The 18,590-nt window shown below is 52.1% G+C and carries 13 protein-coding genes, 1 riboswitch and 1 other annotated feature; of the genes, 9 read left to right on the top strand and 4 right to left on the bottom strand.

Annotated elements, in window-relative coordinates; translation table 11 throughout:
- Nucleotides 1-135: 135 nt before the first annotated feature.
- The gene (locus L3D05_RS04815; protein ID WP_239614877.1) at nucleotides 136-447 is read right to left on the bottom strand and encodes a hypothetical protein; all 312 of its coding nucleotides are present in this window, start codon (nucleotides 445-447) and stop codon (nucleotides 136-138) included.
- Nucleotides 448-535: 88 nt separating this feature from the next.
- Here L3D05_RS04815 and L3D05_RS04820 point away from each other — a divergent pair, with 88 nt between their 5' ends.
- Both L3D05_RS04820 and L3D05_RS04825 read left to right on the top strand, forming a co-directional pair.
- Nucleotides 536-1,258, top strand: a complete 723-nt coding sequence (locus L3D05_RS04820) for a LamB/YcsF family protein (protein WP_239614878.1) — start codon at nucleotides 536-538, stop codon at nucleotides 1,256-1,258.
- A 134-nt stretch (nucleotides 1,259-1,392) separates the two neighbouring features.
- The gene (locus L3D05_RS04825; protein WP_239614879.1) at nucleotides 1,393-3,516 is read left to right on the top strand and encodes a putative bifunctional diguanylate cyclase/phosphodiesterase; all 2,124 of its coding nucleotides are present in this window, start codon (nucleotides 1,393-1,395) and stop codon (nucleotides 3,514-3,516) included.
- Between the two features lie 270 nt (nucleotides 3,517-3,786).
- On the opposite strand, the gene metE is transcribed toward L3D05_RS04825, so the two are convergent.
- Complete coding sequence (metE, locus tag L3D05_RS04830; protein WP_239614880.1) at nucleotides 3,787-6,081, bottom strand: 5-methyltetrahydropteroyltriglutamate--homocysteine S-methyltransferase; 2,295 nt, start codon at nucleotides 6,079-6,081, stop codon at nucleotides 3,787-3,789.
- A gap of 157 nt (nucleotides 6,082-6,238) precedes the next feature.
- Nucleotides 6,239-6,399: riboswitch (cobalamin riboswitch) on the bottom strand.
- A gap of 274 nt (nucleotides 6,400-6,673) precedes the next feature.
- On the opposite strand from metE, the gene L3D05_RS04835 reads away from it, so the two are divergent.
- From L3D05_RS04835 to zapA, 7 genes are all read left to right on the top strand, one after another.
- Nucleotides 6,674-8,347, top strand: coding sequence for a copper resistance CopC/CopD family protein (locus L3D05_RS04835; protein WP_239614881.1), 1,674 nt, complete (start codon nucleotides 6,674-6,676; stop codon nucleotides 8,345-8,347).
- 32 nt (nucleotides 8,348-8,379) lie between these two features.
- Nucleotides 8,380-9,234 carry a sensor histidine kinase gene (locus L3D05_RS04840; protein ID WP_239614882.1) on the top strand — a complete coding sequence of 285 codons (855 nt, stop codon included), beginning with the start codon at nucleotides 8,380-8,382 and terminating at the stop codon, nucleotides 9,232-9,234.
- Nucleotides 9,231-9,908, top strand: coding sequence for a response regulator (locus tag L3D05_RS04845; RefSeq protein ID WP_239614883.1), 678 nt, complete (start codon nucleotides 9,231-9,233; stop codon nucleotides 9,906-9,908). Before L3D05_RS04840 ends, L3D05_RS04845 begins: the two co-directional genes overlap by 4 nt.
- Before the next feature lie 137 nt (nucleotides 9,909-10,045).
- Nucleotides 10,046-10,669 (top strand): YcnI family copper-binding membrane protein, encoded by a 624-nt coding sequence (locus L3D05_RS04850; protein WP_239614884.1) that lies wholly within the window; start codon nucleotides 10,046-10,048, stop codon nucleotides 10,667-10,669.
- Nucleotides 10,670-10,785: 116 nt separating this feature from the next.
- Nucleotides 10,786-11,057 (top strand) — a binding site (T-box leader).
- 46 nt (nucleotides 11,058-11,103) lie between these two features.
- A complete protein-coding gene (gene pheS, locus L3D05_RS04855; RefSeq protein ID WP_239614885.1) occupies nucleotides 11,104-12,138 on the top strand; it encodes a phenylalanine--tRNA ligase subunit alpha in 1,035 nt (344 codons plus the stop codon).
- A gap of 76 nt (nucleotides 12,139-12,214) precedes the next feature.
- Nucleotides 12,215-14,662 carry a phenylalanine--tRNA ligase subunit beta gene (pheT, locus tag L3D05_RS04860; protein ID WP_239614886.1) on the top strand — a complete coding sequence of 816 codons (2,448 nt, stop codon included), beginning with the start codon at nucleotides 12,215-12,217 and terminating at the stop codon, nucleotides 14,660-14,662.
- Nucleotides 14,663-14,783: 121 nt separating this feature from the next.
- Entirely contained in the window at nucleotides 14,784-17,207 is a 2,424-nt protein-coding gene (gene zapA, locus L3D05_RS04865; RefSeq protein WP_239614887.1) for a cell division protein ZapA, read from the top strand.
- Nucleotides 17,208-17,562: 355 nt separating this feature from the next.
- Here zapA and L3D05_RS04870 read toward each other — a convergent pair whose 3' ends face one another.
- Both L3D05_RS04870 and L3D05_RS04875 read right to left on the bottom strand, forming a co-directional pair.
- Nucleotides 17,563-17,940 (bottom strand): cupredoxin domain-containing protein, encoded by a 378-nt coding sequence (locus tag L3D05_RS04870; RefSeq protein WP_239614888.1) that lies wholly within the window; start codon nucleotides 17,938-17,940, stop codon nucleotides 17,563-17,565.
- Between the two features lie 210 nt (nucleotides 17,941-18,150).
- A complete protein-coding gene (locus L3D05_RS04875; RefSeq protein ID WP_239614889.1) occupies nucleotides 18,151-18,510 on the bottom strand; it encodes a phage holin family protein in 360 nt (119 codons plus the stop codon).
- Nucleotides 18,511-18,590: the final 80 nt, after the last annotated feature.

Genomic DNA, 18,590 nt, shown 5'->3' on the forward strand with positions numbered 1-18,590 from the left:
CCTCCTACACGGTATGTCTCGAATTCGCTTCTTCTACAATGATGAGATGGAGGGTGCCATAATTCTGTATGCTTGGCTTGAACGGAGGAAAGGCTGATCCCGCATGAGATTATTGATCATGAGGGATAGCCTTTCTTAAAGTTGGCCGTAACCTTCTAATGGTCCATCGCCGCGAATAGCGGCGGCGCAATGCTGTGGGTTCGGATGGAAAAATCCCTTGCCTTCCATTCTGCGTCCCCCGATCGTTGTCGTAACCATCTCGACTCCGATATCGTCCGATTGCGCAAACTTCTGCAGCAACTTCTCGTCTGTCATTCCATCGATGTCTATGTACCATAGACGCGTGCCGTAATCGGAAACGATCATCAATTTGGCGCGCGAGAACACGAGGTTCCAAGCTTGCGAGTGTTGAGTGATGACGAGTTCCGCCAAGTCGTACGATTCCACTTCTGAACCAATCCTCCCTTGCCGATAGTATAATTGTACCGTGTTACTTGAAAATGTTGCAAATGGAAGTTGCGAAAGGAGACCGTTCATGGCGGCTATCGATTTAAATGCGGATATGGGAGAGGGATACGGCGCTTATGATTGGGGAGCGGACGATATCCTATTAAAATATGTTTCATCAGCGAATATCGCATGCGGGTTTCATGCTGGAGATCCGCATACGATGCGCAAAGCCGTCGCTGGTTGCTTGAAGTATGGCGTCGCGATCGGCGCGCATCCGGGGTTGCCGGACCGACTAGGCTTCGGAAGGCGCGAAATGTCGATTACTCCCGAGGAAGCGGGAGATTTCGTGCTGTATCAGACGGGAGCGCTTCAAGCATATGTCAAAGCTATGGGGAGCAGGTTGCAGCATGTTAAGTTGCACGGGGCGTTGTATCACATGGCCGCTAAAGACACTCAATTGGCGGAAGCCATCGTGAATGCGATACACCGACTGGATCCTGAACTGCTGCTGTACGGCCTTTCAGGAAGCGAAGCTCAGGCTGCTGCCGATAAATTCGGTATTCGTTTCATAGCGGAAGGGTTCGCAGATCGTGCCTATTTGCCGGATGGGAGTTTAGTTCCTAGACATGCTCGCGGTGCTGTGCTTGAGAGTTCCGCAGATATAGTTCGTCAGGCTTACACGCTTGCCGTCTCAGGACAATTTCGCACGCTGTGTCTGCATGGCGACACGTTAAAAGCTTCTGAACATGCTCGCGAAATTGTCGATTATTTTCAAAAGAATGGAATTACTGTACAAAAAACGAATTAAAGGTAGGCGAATTATGTCGAATTTCTGTCGAAATAAATAACGGAAAGAAGGAAACTGATCATTTGTGTGGAAAATAATAGAGACGAAAACGAGATTTGGGTCTGAAGAGTAGGTATTTGGTCGGGGGCACATACATGTCGATTAATCGCGCGGAAATAAAAACAATTTGGATGGTTATGGCTGCCGTAACGGTTTTTATCGGCATACAGCTCGGACAAGATTGGCTCGAACAGGCAATCATTCATGTTAATCGATACGTTTTACATATGATTCTGGAATCTTTGGCTTTTGCGATCTGCTTTGCTTTGCTTATTTTAGGCTGGATGTTTTTTTTGCCTACCTTATGCAGGCAACGACTGATGACGGCAGCCTTGTTTTCCGCGATTGGCTTGCTGGATATGCTTCATGGAATTAGCGTACCGGGTATGCCGCTCTATAATCCCGAGGTTGGGGATACTCCGAATGTTCTATTGAACTGGACGTCCCAGTGGGTAGGGGCTCTGGGGCTATTGATCGTGTTCTCGTTAAAAAATCCGATCGTCAGGCCGCGCATGCGAATTTACGCGATTATTCCCGTCGTGGGTATTGTCGCGTTAATCTCGTGGTTCGTTTTTAGAGCGGATCATTGGAATCAATCTTTTATCGACTCGCTTGCTCCGATTCAACAAACCTCAACTCTTCTCTTCTATGCGGCAGCTATAGCCGTTATTTTATACCGTAATCGTATCGAAAGACCGGAGTCGATGCTTACGATCGTGCAAGCGCTAATCTGGTTGTTTTTCGCGAAAATCGAAGAAACGCTGGGGACGAATTCAGGCTCGTTAGAATATTTGTTCAGCGATGCATTCAAGCTGGTTGGGTACTATTTTTTACTTAAGGGCATTTACTTCGTACTCATCGAGGAGCCCTACAGACGGCAGAAGAAAACGGAAGCGCGTATTAATTATTTAGCTTTTCACGATGAATTGACGGCACTGCCTAATCGGCGGTTGTTCGCGGAACGGGTCAGGGCGGAGATTGCACGCTCTCAGCATAATGGGAGCCGGTTTGCTTTGCTCTGGCTCGACGTGGACCGTTTCAAGACAATCAATGATTCCATGGGCCATTCATTTGGAGATCGGCTGTTAATCTCAGTATCCGAACGACTAAGCAAGTACGCGGAGAAACCGGAAAATGTTTTTCGTCTTGGCGGAGACGAATTCACGGTGCTCCTAAGCGGCATAGGCGGAGACATGGAAGCGGAAGCAGCCGCTCAAAGGCTTGTCGAACTATTTGAGCAGCCTATTAAAGTAGGGCATTCCGCCTTCCATATTACGAGCAGCGTCGGAATGGCGCTATTCCCGGATGACGGCAATACGCTTGATCTATTGCTGCAGAATGCCGATACGGCGATGTACAGCGCCAAAGAGACGCGCAACGGCTGGAAGAGATACGAGCTTAAGATGAATTTAAAAGCCAAGGAAAAATTGTTGCTCGAGAACGATTTGCGTATCGCGCTCGAGTTGGGCCAATTCCATCTTGCCTATCAGCCGTTGATTGATCTGGAGCATGAAACGCTGGTGGGAGCCGAAGCGTTGTTGAGATGGAGCCATCCGCAGAGAGGGGAAATCCCGCCTTCTGAATTCATTCCGCTCTGCGAAGAGAATGGATTTATCTTACCTCTAGGAGAATGGGTGCTTCGCAACGCATGCCAACAAATGAAGAGCTGGCAGGATGAAGGTTACCCTTCCATTATTTTGGCTGTCAACCTTTCGATTCGCCAGTTCCGCCAGCACGATCTGGACGTAAGGATCGCCAAAGTGCTGGAGGAGACCGGATTGGAGTCGCAATGGCTGGAGCTTGAAATTACGGAGAGCATTATGGCGGACGTCACGTTCGCAACGGAAATGCTGGGCAAGCTCAAGAAGCTCGGCATTCGAATCAGTATTGACGATTTCGGAACGGGCTACAGCTCATTATATTACTTGAAGAGATTCCCGATAGATAAGTTGAAGATCGACCGTTCTTTCGTCAACGACGTTCTGACCGACCGCAATGACGCGGCAATCGTGTCCGGCATATCGGCAATGGCGCGTAATCTTAACTTGACGGTAACTGCGGAAGGGGTCGAGAGCGAGGGGCAAGTGGCTTTCCTGAAAGAATTGAAATGCCAGGAAGCGCAAGGCTACTTTTTCTCCCGGCCGGTATCCCCGGATAAGTTCCTCTCCTTGTTCGATAGGGACGTGGACAAGAGGAACAAGAGAGAGGGCATCGTGTGAGCAACCTGACTGCGCGGAGTAGAAGTAGCTAAGTGCGAGGTGTAGTCCGGAAAAACCTGACTGCATGGCATAAAAGTAGCTAAGTACGTGGTGTAGTCCGATAAAACCTGACTGTGAGGCATAAAAGTAGCCAAGTGCGCGATGTAGTCCGGTAAAACCTGATTGCGAGGCATAAAAGTAGCTAAGTACGCGGTGTAGTCCGGTAAAACCTGACAAAGCAACGCAATAAATAACACCCCAAGGATCGTTCCCTTGGGGTGTTATTGTTAATTAGGTTAGCTCCGCCCGAGCTTGGCGGGCAGCTTGCGCCATCCGTTTGAGCGCTTCGATCGTTTCGGGCTCGCCTCGCGTTTTAAGGCCGCAGTCCGGGTTTACCCACATCCGGTCAGCAGGGACGACGGCGAGGGAATCTCTTATGACGGCGAGCATCGTTTCCGTCTCGGGAACGACCGGGCTGTGAATGTCATACACGCCGAGTCCGATTCCGTTGGCATAAGGCTGTTTCTCGAGCGCGTGGATCAAGGAACCGTGGCTGCGAGAAGTCTCCAGCGAGATGACATCTGCGTCCATCGCTTCGACCGCGTCGATGATTTCGTGATAATCGCAATAGCACATATGGGTGTGAATTTGCGTTTCGTCGCGAACGCCCGCGACGCTTCGGCGGAAGGCGTTAACCGACCATTCCAGGTATTCCGGCCACTCCCTGCGTTTAAGCGGCGCAATCTCGCGCAGCGCCGGCTCATCGACCTGAATCATGCCGATACCGGCTGCTTCTAGACGCAAGACTTCCGCGTCCAACGCACGGGCAATCTGATCCGCGATTTCCTTGCGTGAAATATCGTCGCGATAGAACGACCAAGCCAGCATCGTGATCGGCCCCGTTAACATCCCTTTGACCGGACGATCCGTTAAGGATTGAGCATACACCGTATCTTCCAACGTCATGGCGCCGCGGTCCATGACATCGCCGTAGATGACAGGAGGCTTCACGCAGCGAGAGCCGTAGGATTGTACCCAGCCGTTAGTCGTAAAATGGTAACCGTCCAAGAGATGGGCGAAATGCTCGACCATGTCGGTACGTTCGAATTCTCCATGAACGAGTACGTCGATTCCCCATTCCTCTTGACGACGAATCCACAATTCGGTTCTCTCTTCCAGCAGTTTGCGGTAATCTGCGTGGTCCAGCTTCCCGCGACGCCACTCTAGACGAGCCTTTCGGATGTCCGCCGTCTGGGGCAGACTGCCGATGGTTGTAGTCGGCAGAAGAGGGAGGTTAAAGCGAGCTTGCTGCAAACCATGCCGCACAGAGAACGGCGCACGTTCCGCGATATGATCTTCGCTCGTGCCTTGAGCCGCCGCGCGATGACGGGCGGGGTGGCTCCTTAGCGCCGCAAGCGCCTCACGGTTAACCGCGAGGCGAGGTGACAATTCTCCGCCCTTGCCCACGCCATTCGCTTGGGCTTCCAATGCTTCGCCAAGCGCAACGATTTCTTCCAGCTTCTCGTCTGCGAACGCTAGCGAGCCTCTTACGACGGGATCGCCGCTAACTTCCGAGTTAACGGACACAGGCGAATGAAGCAAGCTGCAGGAAGGTTGAACGATCAACTGATCCGCCGAGACTAAGGTTACCAATTCCGCCAGCAGACTCAGCGCATGATCAGGGTCAACCCGCCAAATGCCACGTCCGTCAACAACCCCTGCGCCGAGTTTTTTTCCAGTCGGCCAACCCTGTGTTCGGATGGCGTTCAAATTGCCGTCCTTGCCCCTGACCAAGTCTAGGCCGATCGCGTCGACCGGAAGGGAGAAAATCGCTTCCGGGTGTTCAACGGCGCCGAAATAAGTTTGAAGTTGCAATTTAAGGTTCGGATTAGTTGATTTCAGCGTTCCATAAATCTCGGCTAGCAGAGCGAGATGCTCCTGGGGAACATCGGTGACAAGCGACGGTTCATCGATCTGAATCCACTCTGCTCCTGCAGCGGCTAGTTGTTCAAGCACGGCAATATAAACGGGAACGAAAGCTCTCACTACCTCTGCGAATTTAGCGGAGGAGACTCCTTTGGCTAAACGCGTCAAGGTATAAGGTCCGATAATTACGGGACGGGTGAGCAAGCCGGCATCATGCTTAGCTTCGTTGAATGCTTCAAGCCAAGGGTTGAATACAAGATTAGGCTGCGGATTTCCAGCTAGTTCAGGAACTAGATAATGATAGTTCGTATCGAACCATTTGGTCATCTCGCACGCTGGAGCGCCTTCGATTCCGCGTGCCATCGCGAAATAGACGGCTAATGAGTCGGGCTTGCCCAGATAGCGGAAACGCTCGGGAACGAGGTCGAATGCCGCGACGTGATCCAGCACGGAATCGTACAAGGTGAAGTCGCCTGAGGGAACCCATGCGACTCCGGATTTTTTCTGCCGGAGCAGCCTGCGAATGCGCAATTCCCGTATTTCTTTGCGAAAGCTGTCTTCCTCGCGTTTGCCGCCCCAGAATTCCTCCAGCAGCTTTTTCCATTCGCGGTTTTCCCCGATACGGGGATAGCCGACACCGGCCGTCGATACGATTGCCATTGCGAACTCCACATCCTTCATTCGTTTTTTTTCAACCTTTTAGCCGAACGCGAAAAAAGCATGTTTAGCACTTTTTTAAGATAGATAAAAAAGGCAAACATGCTTGTGCTGAATGCATCACATGCGCCGGATCATCCCTATCTTCCGTAGGTTCCTTGGCTTCTCCGAAACAATGGCAGGTATCTCTGGCTACAGACGATCGTTCAAATCGTCCGATACAGTGGCGGGACCGCGTTGGAATTGCACCAAACTTCCCTATTAAGCCGCACACCATTCGCGAAGATGATCTTCATCGAACTGCGGCGCCGTTGTTTCTGTGTATGAGGTTGTTGGTTATGATAATACACAATAATGAATAAATATGCAACACTGCTTTTGATCTGCCGAACGTTAGCCCTAAAATCAGCGGATGACGTAACGGTCTGAAAGCAATATAACACCGATATAGTTGAAGAGGTAGTCTCGTTCGGGTACGATAGAATAGCTAAGCCGAGTATGTCCTTGAGGTTGTTATATTCAAGTCTATATGTTTATAGAATCCTTATGGTGAAAGCAACGGAAACGGTCGAAAGAAAGAGCAGGAGGATGTTAGATGGTTTTTTACAGTAAAGTTCGCGCGAATTCGCGCTTTTCTTGTCATCAGATTAAATATCGGGTATTGCTGCTGTTCGTCGTGGCTTTATTCCAAGCGATGCTTTTTAGCGGACAGGCGGACGCCCATGCCGTTCTGGAGCGAACGTCTCCGGAAGCGAATACGCGGATGGATGCCAGCCCTCCAACGGTTGAAGTCATCTTTAATGAACGGTTGGATAACGGAGCCTCGAAGCTCCGCGTATTAAACGAGTCATCGCGCGATGTCGCGAAAGGCAAGCTCGAAACGATAAAAGAGGGAAAAGGAATTCGAATAGCGCTGCCTAAGCTGGAGGAAGGCCACTATACCGTTTCCTACTCCGTCATTTCAGCCGATGGCCATCCGGTTTCCGGAGCGTACGTCTTTACGGTAGGCGACCCGGCCCCTCTGCCCGCAGCCGGCGAGCTCGATCCGCATCAGCAAATCGGGCATTCCCATAACCATGGCTCGGCGGGCTTGGATCAGCAATCGTTTCTACTCTATACGGCTAGGATCTTGTACTACGCCGGTTTGCTCTCGGTTGCCGGCATTGCATTATGGGGATTGATGAGAAAATCTTCGCCTGTCGTGCGGGACGCAAACACTCGGGCACTCGCCTTGGCTGGGAAATTCGCGTTGCTTGCGACGATGGCGTATGTCTTCTTCAGCCTTCGCGACTTAGGGCAGGGAGAGCCGCTCTCCGAGTGGGGACGCATTTTAACGGAAACGACGATCGGCAAGCTATATATCGCGGAGCTGCTGCTCGCGGTCGCAGCGCCGTTGCTGCCTTCCATTGGCTCTATGGCGCGCTTAGCCTGGGCCGCGATCGCTTTGTTCGTGGAAGCTTGGTCCGGACATGCGGCGGTTTTTAATCCTCTCGCTTATTCGATCGGATTAGACTTCGTGCATCTATTAGCCGCTTCGATATGGAGCGGGGGACTCATCTTGCTGCTCGCGATCTGGTATAAGGAAAGGCCGGAGGCGGGCAGGTTTGCCCTCGTATTCTCCAAGTGGGCTCTGATCTCGTTCCTCGTCCTATGGGTAACGGGGATCTTGTCGACGTTAAACTTCTTGCCTTCCTTGGAATATTTGAAATATACGACATGGGGGAAATGGTTAATCGCCAAAGCGATCTTGTCCTTGCTCGTAGCGATTACGGCCTTTTTCATCCGCAGAAGGTTGAAAAAAGGAGATCTTCCCCACGGGAATTTACTAAAGGTAGATGTAGGGCTGTTGTCCGCCATCGTGCTCACGGTGGGGATATTGACTTATCAAACGCCGTTGCCTGCTAATGAGCAGTTGAAGTTTCACCAGATGGGCACCGAAATGCACGTGACGCTAAGAGTGTCGCCCAATACGCCTGGAGACAACGAATTTAGTCTGAAAATATGGCTTCCGGAGCGGGTCGGCAAGGGCGTACCTAAGTCGGTACAGCTACGGATGCTGCCGATGGACAAATCGGGAATAGGCTTTATTGATGTTCCTCTTGAAGTGTATACCGATCAGGAAATGGATGCGTTCCCCGACTATACGAAGACGACCTATAAGGCACAAGGTCCTTATTTGCCATTCGCGGGACAGTGGAAAGCGCAAATCAGGGTAACGGACGCGGACGATACGGAGAGAGTCGTGGAAACGACCTATCGGATTTACTAGATAGTCGGCTGCAGGAAAGAGGCGAGGCTACTTTGGATAACCAGCGGAAGGATAGCAGAATCAAATGGCTGATTCTGCTTATCCCGACGGTTACGATCGGGTTATGGGAATACATTAGGCATGCTTTCCTGTTGCCCTATATGTCGATGGAGCTAGGCAATCTGCTAGCTCCCTTTATCGTGCTTGCCGTAACTTTGACGTTAGTAAGAAGCCTTTTCGCCCGGTTGGAGCAATCCCAAAGGGCTTTACAGCGGGAGAAGGGGGCCAACGCCGCGCTGGAGGAACGGGAAAGCCTGGCGCGGGAGCTGCATGACGGGATCTCGCAATCGTTATTTTTGCTTGCGGTCAAGCTCGATCAGTTAGACGAGATGCAGAGAGAGGGCCCGGTGAAACAATTAGCCGAAGGACTCAGAGAAACGGTACGAGTTATGCACGAGGACGTTCGCCAAGCGATCGCGAATCTGCGGCAGCCGCCCTCGCCGGCAGCCGCTGCTTGGGTAGTGCCGCTCCGGGAGCTTCTAGGGGAGACGGCGGATATGACGGAGGCACAGGCGGAATTCAGTTGGAGCATCCCGGATAGCAGCTTGACCGATAAGGAAAAGGTGGAGCTGCATGCGTGCATAAGGGAAGCGCTCATTAACGTGCGCAAACATGCCAAGGCGTCCAAAGTATTAGTGATGGGCGAGCCCGACGGAGATGGCGGCTTTCGCTGCGCGGTCGAGGATGACGGCGTAGGGTTCCGAGGGGATCCGCTGCAAGCGACTGGCCGGTTCGGCTTGCGGATGGTTCGCGATAGGGCTCATGCGATGGGATGGACGTTCCTTGCCGAGCGCAGGGGAGAACGGACCGTCGTGGAATTGTTGAAACGCGGAGGGTCGGCGATATGAGTGAACCGATAAGATTGCTACTGGCGGACGACCATAGACACGCTCGGGAAGGGATGCGGACGATCGTCTCGGCGGTACCCGATTTTCTTGTCGTGGGAGAGGCAACGAGTGGGGAAGAAGCGTTGGCGATGGCCGGCGGTTTGCAGCCGGATTTGATTCTGATGGATATCAACATGCCGGGAATGGGCGGCTTGGAAGCCGTTAAGGCGATCAAGAGCGAGTATCCGTCCATCAAAATCATCATGGTGACCGTATCCGACGATGTATCCCATCTGTTCGAGGCACTCAAGAAAGGTGCTCAAGGTTATTTGCTAAAGAACCTTAACCCTTCCGCGTGGCGGGATTATTTGCGCGCGGTTGCTCTAGACGAGGCCCCCCTTAACCCGGAGCTCGCCATGTCCATCCTGCGGGAATTCGCGGACCGCGGCAACAAAGGTAACTTTCAAGCCAAGGAGAAGGAGCCGGAGTACGGCGGGTTAACGCCCAGGGAGAAGGAAATCCTTCAGGAGGTAGCCAGAGGAAACACGAATCGCGAGGTCGCTATATCGCTTGGATTGTCGGAGCACACGGTGAAAAATCATCTCAAAAATATATTGCAAAAGCTGCATCTGGACAATCGGGTTCAACTGACGCGTTACGCATACGAACGGGGTATGGTAGAGACGGAATCGTAGTAACGGGTAATAACGCCGCTATATCGTCACAAAGTGTAACGCGAATATGACTCTTTCGAGTCATGCGCAATAGGGTAGAGCAAGCTATACTGAGAGATATCTTAAACTAATGGAATATGAAAGGTCGGATATCTCTTATGAAAAAAAGTTTAATGCTTTCTTTAGTCTTGTTGTTGTCGATCGGATTTGCCGGAATAGCTAGCGCGCACGTAACCGTGCAGCCTAAAGAAGTACCTGCCGGCTCATATCAAGTTTTCACCGTTCGCGTGCCTTCGGAGAAGGATAGCGCGACGACGCAAGTGAAAGTGGCCATACCGGACAACGTGAACGTGAGCCGCTTCGAACCGAAAGCGGATTGGACCTACGAAATCGAGAAAGGCGCGTCGGATAAAATCGTCAGCGTCACATGGAAAGCAACAGGCAATGGACTCGGTGCCACGGAATTCGGAGAATTCCGCATGCAAGGCAAAGTAGCCGACGATGCTAAAGAATTGACATGGAAAGCATACCAAACCTATTCGGATGGCGAAGTCGTAGAATGGACGGGCGCGGCGGACGCGGACAAACCGGCTTCGGTAACGACGGTAACGGCAGCTACGGGAGACGGACATGGCGATAGCCACGGTGCGGCAAGCGGAGCGGCTGCAAGCGGCGACGAAGCAGATTCCGACCGGGATACGCTAACATTGTCGCTCGCAATCGCGGGCTTGGTTGCAGGCGTTCTGGCGTTGCTCATCGCGTTATTCCGCAAACGGGCATAAAGAATACGTACTTGCGAGAGACCATCTGGTAACTTTACCGGATGGTCTTTGTTTACAAAGCCGGGCATTCCGGCTTGCTTGAACATTTCACATGCTCTATAATGATCTGTAAATGCAAAAATGCGATGATGGAGACAAGTAAGCAGTGCCTTCTTTCAGGGAGGGAGCGCCTAAGACTGAGAGCGTTCCTAAGAATCCAGGCTGTCGAAATTCACTCCGGAGCAGTCCTTTGAAGGTTCGGCAGTGCCGATGATTAGAAGGAACCGGCTGACGGCCCGTTACGCCGTATGAAGCGGGAATGTCCAGAGCGCGCAAGCGTTCCAGCTACTTCAAGGAGTAGCGGCGGCATTTCAACAAAGGGTGGTACCACGGTCTTTTCGTCCCTTACGGGAGAGAAGGCCTTTTTCTATTTCAATGCGATAAGGAGAATCGGGATGAAAGAACGATTAGAGGCTCTAAGGAAAGAGGCGCTCGAGCAGCTTCAGGGAGTGGCGGATGCCGCGGTCCTTAACGACCTTCGGGTTCAATACCTAGGCAAGAAAGGTCAACTTACCGAGATCTTGAGAGGCATGGGATCGCTTAGCGCCGAAGAGCGTCCGGTGATCGGCCAAGTGGGCAATGACGTTCGAGCGGCCATTGAAGCGGTAATCGCGGAGAAGCAAGAAGGTTTCGACCGTGCGGCTACCGCCCACCGACTGCAAGCGGAGACGATTGACGTTACACTGCCGGGCAAAGCGGTAAGCATGGGCTCCGTTCATCCGTTGACGAAAGTAACCCAGGAGATCGAGGATATTTTCATCGGGATGGGCTATACGGTCGCGGAAGGGCCAGAAGTCGAAACGGACTTCTTCAACTTCGAAGCGTTGAACCTGCCTAAGAACCATCCTGCGCGCGATATGCAGGATTCCTTCTACATTACGGATGAAATCTTGCTTCGTACCCAAACGTCGCCGGTACAAATCCGTACGATGAAGGCGATGAACGGCAAAACGCCGGTTAAAGTCATTTGTCCAGGCCGGGTGTACCGCCGCGATGACGACGACGCGACTCACTCCTTCATGTTCCACCAAATCGAAGGATTGGTTATCGGACCTAACATTCGGATGAGCGATCTGAAGGGAACGTTGCTTCAATTCGTGCAGGAAATGTACGGACCGCAAATGCAAATTCGGCTTCGTCCGAGCTTCTTCCCGTTCACGGAACCGAGCGCGGAAGTGGATGTGACGTGCGCGCAATGCGGCGGCAGCGGCTGCCGGATGTGCAAGCATACCGGATGGATCGAAATTCTCGGCTGCGGAATGGTACATCCCAAAGTACTCGAGCACGGCGGATATGATCCGGCGGAAGTTACTGGCTTCGCTTTCGGGATGGGCGTAGAACGGATTGCGCTGCTCAAATACGGAATCGACGATATCCGTCATTTCTATGCGAACGATACGAAATTCCTAAGCCAGTTCGCGAAGATGTGACTTGGCTTCTAGAGACGATAATTGAAGTTAGCGGAACTATTATGCAATTACTTTGATCAAACGAGGGGAGTTTCCCATGAACGTATCTTATCGGTGGTTATCCGATTATATTGATTTAAGCGGCATTGCCGCCCAGGAATTGGCGGAAATGATGACGAGAGGCGGGATCGAGATCGATTCCGTACCTTCGCGAAACGCGGGAGTTAGCGGCGTAGTCGTCGGTTATGTGAAAACAAGGGAAAAGCACCCCGACGCGGATAAGCTAAGCGTCTGTACGATTGATGCCGGAACCGGAGAGGATCTGCAAATCGTATGCGGCGCCGCCAATATTGGCGCGGATATGAAGGTTCCGGTTGCGATGGTCGGCGCGAAGCTGCCTGGCGGGTTGGACATTAAACGCGCGAAGCTTCGCGGCGTCGAATCGCAAGGAATGATCTGTTCCGCCCGCGAGCTGGGCATTAACGACAAGCTGTTACCGAAAGAACAGCAAGAAGGAATTTTGATCCTTCCTGCCGATACGGAAATCGGACGGGATATTCTGGATGTGCTCGCGTTGAACGATTCGATCCTCGAATTGGATCTTACGCCTAACCGTTCGGATTGCCTTAGCATGCTTGGAGTCGCTTACGAGGTTGCGGCACTGACGGGACGTCCTTTGAATCTGCCTGAACCGAAGAAGGATATTTATCCGACTTCCGATAGGACTTCCGATCATGTCCGCGTTACGATCAGCGCGAAAGAGCATTGCTCCCTGTACGCCGCGCGTTACATTAAAGGAGTTAAGATTGCTCCTGCGCCGCAATGGATACAAAATCGTTTGATCGCGGCAGGAGTACGCCCGATTAACAATATCGTCGATATTACGAACTATGTCATGCTGGAATACGGCCAACCGCTTCATGCCTTCGATGCGGCCAAAGTAGCGGAAGGGCGTATCGACGTTCGTCTGGCGCAGCCTGGCGAAGTGCTCGTTACGCTTGACGATCAAGAGCGCAAATTAGAGCCGCAGATGCTCGTCATCGCCGACGCGGAAAAGGCAATTGCTCTAGCCGGAGTAATGGGCGGAGCGAATTCTGAAGTCTCGTCGGAGACGACGGACATTATCCTCGAATCCGCTAAGTTCGATGGCGGAACGGTTCGCCGTACGTCGCGGCAATTGGGACTGCGTTCTGAAGCATCCGCGCGGTTCGAGAAAGAAGTCGATCCTGCGCGGGTTAGGGATGCCCTTGATCGTGCGGCGGGCTTGATCGCGCGTTATGCCGAAGGTCTTGTCACGGAAGGAGTCGTAGAAGCGGACGTATCCGTTCAACAACCGGTGAACGTTGAAATCTCGCTTGACCGAATTAACGGGATGCTTGGAACGGAGCTCTCGAAGCTGGAGATCAAGACGATCTTCTCCCGGCTGAACTTCCCGGCGGAAGTGAATGGCGATGGAGTATGGAACGTATCGATTCCTTCGCGTCGCGGTGATATTACCCGAGACGTCGACTTGATCGAGGAAGTGGCTCGATTGCATGGTTACGACGAAATTCCGACGACATTGATCGAAGGCGCGACCACTGCTGGGGCCTTAACGAAACCGCAGGCTATTCGCAGGGAATTGCGGTCGGTTCTGACAGGAGCCGGATTACACGAAACGATCTGTTATTCGGTTACGTCCGTGCAAAGAACGACTTTGTACAAAGAACTCTCGGGCGAAACGAAGCCGATCCCGCTCGCGATGCCGATGAGCGAGGAGCGCAGCGTCTTGCGGACGAACTTGATCCCAAGCTTGCTCGATGCGGCTGCCTACAATTTGTCCCGCAAAAATAACGAACTGGCGTTATTCGAAATCGGTAACGTGTATCTTTCCGATGAGGAAGTGCTGACGCGCCTGCCACAGGAAAAGCCTCGACTTTCTTTGTTGTTAAGCGGAAATCGTCGTTCCGCAAGCTGGAACCGCTCCGCCGAGCCGGTCGATTTCTACGATGCTAAAGGCGTCTTGGAAAAACTATTCGAACGGTTAGGGCTTTCCGGAATCATCGCGTACGCGGCTGCTCAGCCTGCCGGCTTCCATCCGGGAAGAACGGCAACGATTACGATCCATACGGAACGCGGAGAAGAAACGATCGGATACGTTGGACAATTGCATCCTGAATTGCAACGCGATTTTGATCTGCCGGATACGTACGTAGCCGAGCTGGAGCTCGCTTCGATCTATGAATACGCAGATCGCCGTATCGAATATCGCACATTGCCTCGTTATCCGGCAATGGAGCGGGATATCGCAGTCGTGGTCGATCGCGGCGTAGCCGGCGGAGCGTTGACGGCTGCCATCGTCGCTTCGGCAGGCGAATTGTTGGAATCGGTCAAAGTGTTCGACGTTTATACGGGAGAACGAATCGGCAACGATAAGAAAAGCGTTGCATTGGCGTTAGTCTATCGTCACGGGGAACGTACTTTGACAGATGAGGAAGTCACGGAAACGCATGCCCGGGTATTAACTCAATTGGAACAATCTTTCGGCGCGGAACTTCGTAAATAGGCAGGAAACAGTAAGGGAGGCAGCGAATACATCTAGACGCCGACTGGCGTGGATGGATCGCTGCTTTTGTTTGGTTTGAAAGGGTAATACATAACTATGGACGCAATGGGAGGATCACGCTGTGCAGGCTAACGACAAGACGCGTGTGACCGTTGACATATATGGAACGCAATATACGCTAACGGGTCACACCAGTACCGATCACATGAGACGGGTCGCCGCTCTGGTTAACGAGCAGATGAGCAAGATTAATAGCGGGTCCCCCCGCTTGGATTTACCGAAATTGGCTGTTCTCGCAGCCGTGAACGTCGGCGATGAGCTGATGCGCCTGCGTAGGGAAAATGAGCAGTTGACGAAGGCGGAATTCGAATATAAAGGCAAAATCGAAGAGCTTGAAAGCTTGAAGATAGAAACGGCGCAAGAGCTTGCTTTCGTGAAAGAGCAGGTTACGGAAGAACTAGAGATTGTCAAAGCTCAGAAAGCGGAAGAAATCGAGAGCTTGAAGGCGAAGTCTACGGAAGAGCTGGAAAGTTTCAAAGCGAAGTCTGCGGAAGAATTGGAAAGCTTAAGAGCACAAGCAGACGCAGAGCTGGAAGTGTTGAGAGCGAAGTCTCATGAAGAGTTGGAGGTTCTAAAGGCGAAGTCGCTTGAAGAGCTGGAAAGGCTGGAGCTCAAGTCTCTGGAGGAGCTAGAGAATGAAAAGGCTCGCGGGGCTGCGGAACTTGATGAGGCGAAAGCTCGGTTCGAGGAGCTGGAAACCGAGAAAGCGAAGCTAATGGAAGAGTCCGATTTCGCCATAGCGCTGCTCGAGAAGAAGACGACCGAGCTGGACTCCGTCAAGGCTCAGAAGGCGACCGAGCTGGAAAGCTTGAAGGCGAAGTCGGCCACTGATCTTGAAAACGCGAAAATTCGGACGGGGAAAGAGTTGGAGTCACTGCGAGCCCAACTGACAGCGGAGTTCGAAAGCAGAAAAGCGCAGTTGGCGGAAGAACTGGAATTCGTTAAAGCCCAGAAGGCAGAGGAACTAGAACGTCTAAAACTTAAGGCAACGACCGAAATAGAAGAAGCGAAAGCCCAATTTGCCGACGAACTCGAGTTTGCCAAAGCGATAGCAACCGAAGAATTGGAGAACTTGAACCGAGATTCCGCCGAACAATTGGAAAATGAGAGAGAGCGGGCCCGGAGTGAGCTAGAATCCGTTAAACTACGGTTGACTTCGGAGTTCGAAAGCGAAAGAGAAGCGGCTAAACTGCATTTCAACCAAGTGTTCGGCGAGCTCGAACTATTGAAATCCGAATCGTCCGAGCTGCTTGAATCGGTAATGGCGCAAGCGGCCAGCGAGCTCGAAAGCGCGAAAGCGCAGGCGCAAGCGGAAGCCGAACAAGTTAGGGCCGCGGCTGCGCAGGAACTGGAAAGCGCAAGGGCGCAATTCGCCGAAGAGCTTGAAAGTACAAAGGCGCAGGCGGCATCGGAATTGCAGGATGTCAAAGTGGAAGTCGTAAAGCTGGTTGATCAGCTTGTCGAAGAGAAGGCGCATTGGCTGTCGAAGCAACAGGAGCTCGAGGCAAACTTAGTGTCGGAGCTAGAAAATTTAAGCTTGAAGCAATCCGATGAAATCACGCAATTGATTGCTCGTTATTCCGAAGAATCCGCGGAACGGGACAAAGCTCACGCTACGGAGATCGAGCGGCTAAATCTCGCAAGATTAGCCGAGATGGAAGAGCTGGCGAACCATCAGAAGGTGGAAGTCGAAGCTATCGAAAGCCAACGCCTAGCTGAGAAAGAAGCGAATAAGAGCAAATTGGAAGCTGAAATTCAACTGCTACGGGATAAATCGACAGCGGAAATCAAAGAAATCGAAACGATGTATTCCGAAGAGCTTGAACAAGTCGAATCCAAGCTTGAAGCTCTAAAAAACGAAAGAGAAGCTTTGCAAGCAAAAGAACGGGAATGGCAGCAACAGCGCGGACAACTAGAGAGCGACGTCGAGCACTGGGCAAGGGAAGCGGACGACCAGCGTCGGACCGTTGTCGAACAACAGGAAATGCTGCAATTGGTCGAAGCCCAAACATCGGAGAAGTTAGACGCGCATGCATCAGCTCTCGCTAAGCTTGAACAGGAGCGTGAAGAGCTAGCCCGTCAGCTAAGCGAGCGAGATGATTGGGAGAAAGCGTGGAGCGATTCGATGAAGGAATTGCAAGCGAGCGTAGCGTTAGCGCAGCAAGAGCAACGCGCCGCCGTTGAGCGGACGGCGGCGCTGGAAGCTCGCATCGCCGAGCTTGGCGAGGCGGAGGCGGGGTTGCGCGAAGCTGCGCAGCGCGCGGAGAGCGAGCTTGAAGCGGCGCTGGCGGAAGCCGCGGCCGCGCCTGTTCGCGAGGCGGAAGCTTCCGCCTCGCTGGAAAATCTGCGCGAGCAAGCCGCGCGCGGAGATCGCTTGCAGGCGGAGCTTGAGGAGCTTAAGCAGGAGCATTCCACGCTAAGCACCGAATACGCGAAGCTGCAGAGCGAATACAACGAGTGGATCGATCTGTTGGAGCAAGAATAAGAACATTCGAATCAAACGCGGGTTATAGTCGCAAAAACCGACTATAACCGCGAATAAACCGAGCATGACCACGTTATAGTCGCAAAAACCGACTATAACAGCGAGTGAACGGAGCACGGCCGCGCTAAAGTCGCAAAAACCGACTATAACGGCGAGTGAACGGAGCATGGCCGCGTTAAAGTCGCAAAAAGCGACTATAACGGCGAGTGAACCGAGCACCACCACGTTATAGTCGCAAAAACCGACTAAAGTCGCTGCGGCTGGTCTCTAAAACGCGAGATCAACCAAAGGCTTCACAAAAAAGGCTATCCCCATGTTCTTGCAGGGGGATAGCCTCTTTACCATTGTACTTTGATTAGCTAACGACAAGTTTCGCTTTCATTTTGCCGTGGCCGTTGCCGCACATGATGTTACATTTGAATTCGTAGGTACCCGCGGGTAATGTGACGATTTCCGACTTGTTGCCGCGAATGGTAATGTCTTGACCGATGATTTCGATTCCGTGGGCGCCGCTTAAGTTTTCTACCGTTAATTTAACGGGAGTATCCTTAGGAAGGGCATATTCCGCCTGATCGAATTCCCAACTGCTCGCTTTGATGACAACTTCCGTCGAAGCGGATTCAGCAGGCGATGGAGCGCTGTTTCCTTCTGTATCTTTCTTGTTGCCGCCGCACGCCGAAAGCGCGAGCACCAATGCTGTTAGGGTTAGAAAATACGCGATTTTTCTTTGCAATTCAATTCCCTCCAACCTTCATATTAATCAGCGGGATTCAATGATCCGACCCCTGACGAGCAATATTGTACCATATGTACAGCTGGATCAACTTCGTAACCCATGTCGGAAAAATGACATTATCATAATGAAAGAAATAAACGGAAATCACCTCCCTGCGATTTAGGCAAGGAGGTGATTGGCATGGTTCTTATTCACTTGCAGATTGGTTTAGGCACGTCTGCGATGGCCGGCTTCGTACGGCGTGGCCACCGGAATGAAAAGATCGATAATCCCGATCACGAGCGCCGCAAGCAAAGCGCCGATGACGGAAGCATGGACGTGGCCTACTACAAATTGCGCTAACCAAATCACGAGCGCGCTGCTGAGGAATCCAACGATTCCCCGTCCGAACGGCGTTACCTTCTTGCCGAAAATTCCTTCGATGATCCAACCCAATACGGCTATGACGACCGCGAGCATGAGAGCGCTCCAGAATCCGCCCACCGTAAATTGGGGCACCAGCCAGCTCACGACCATTAAGACAATGGCCGAGACGATAAAGCGAACGACTGTACCTAGAAAACTCATCTTATCGACCTCCTTGAGTGTTAGTGTATCCTTAGTTTTAAACCATATGAGTGGAAGGTTTCGCAAGATTGATCGATTCG

Source organism: Cohnella mopanensis (assembly GCF_022352055.1).
Taxonomy (GTDB): Bacteria; Bacillota; Bacilli; order Paenibacillales; family Paenibacillaceae; genus Cohnella; species Cohnella mopanensis.

Coding starts and splice junctions, on each gene's coding strand:
- L3D05_RS04820 (WP_239614878.1), top strand. CDS start 536: ATGGCGGCTATCGATTTAAATGCGGATATGGGAGAGGGATACGGCGCT.
- L3D05_RS04825 (WP_239614879.1), top strand. CDS start 1,393: ATGTCGATTAATCGCGCGGAAATAAAAACAATTTGGATGGTTATGGCT.
- metE (WP_239614880.1), bottom strand. CDS start 6,081: ATGGCAATCGTATCGACGGCCGGTGTCGGCTATCCCCGTATCGGGGAA.
- L3D05_RS04835 (WP_239614881.1), top strand. CDS start 6,674: ATGGTTTTTTACAGTAAAGTTCGCGCGAATTCGCGCTTTTCTTGTCAT.
- L3D05_RS04845 (WP_239614883.1), top strand. CDS start 9,231: ATGAGTGAACCGATAAGATTGCTACTGGCGGACGACCATAGACACGCT.
- L3D05_RS04850 (WP_239614884.1), top strand. CDS start 10,046: ATGAAAAAAAGTTTAATGCTTTCTTTAGTCTTGTTGTTGTCGATCGGA.
- pheS (WP_239614885.1), top strand. CDS start 11,104: ATGAAAGAACGATTAGAGGCTCTAAGGAAAGAGGCGCTCGAGCAGCTT.
- pheT (WP_239614886.1), top strand. CDS start 12,215: ATGAACGTATCTTATCGGTGGTTATCCGATTATATTGATTTAAGCGGC.
- L3D05_RS04875 (WP_239614889.1), bottom strand. CDS start 18,510: ATGAGTTTTCTAGGTACAGTCGTTCGCTTTATCGTCTCGGCCATTGTC.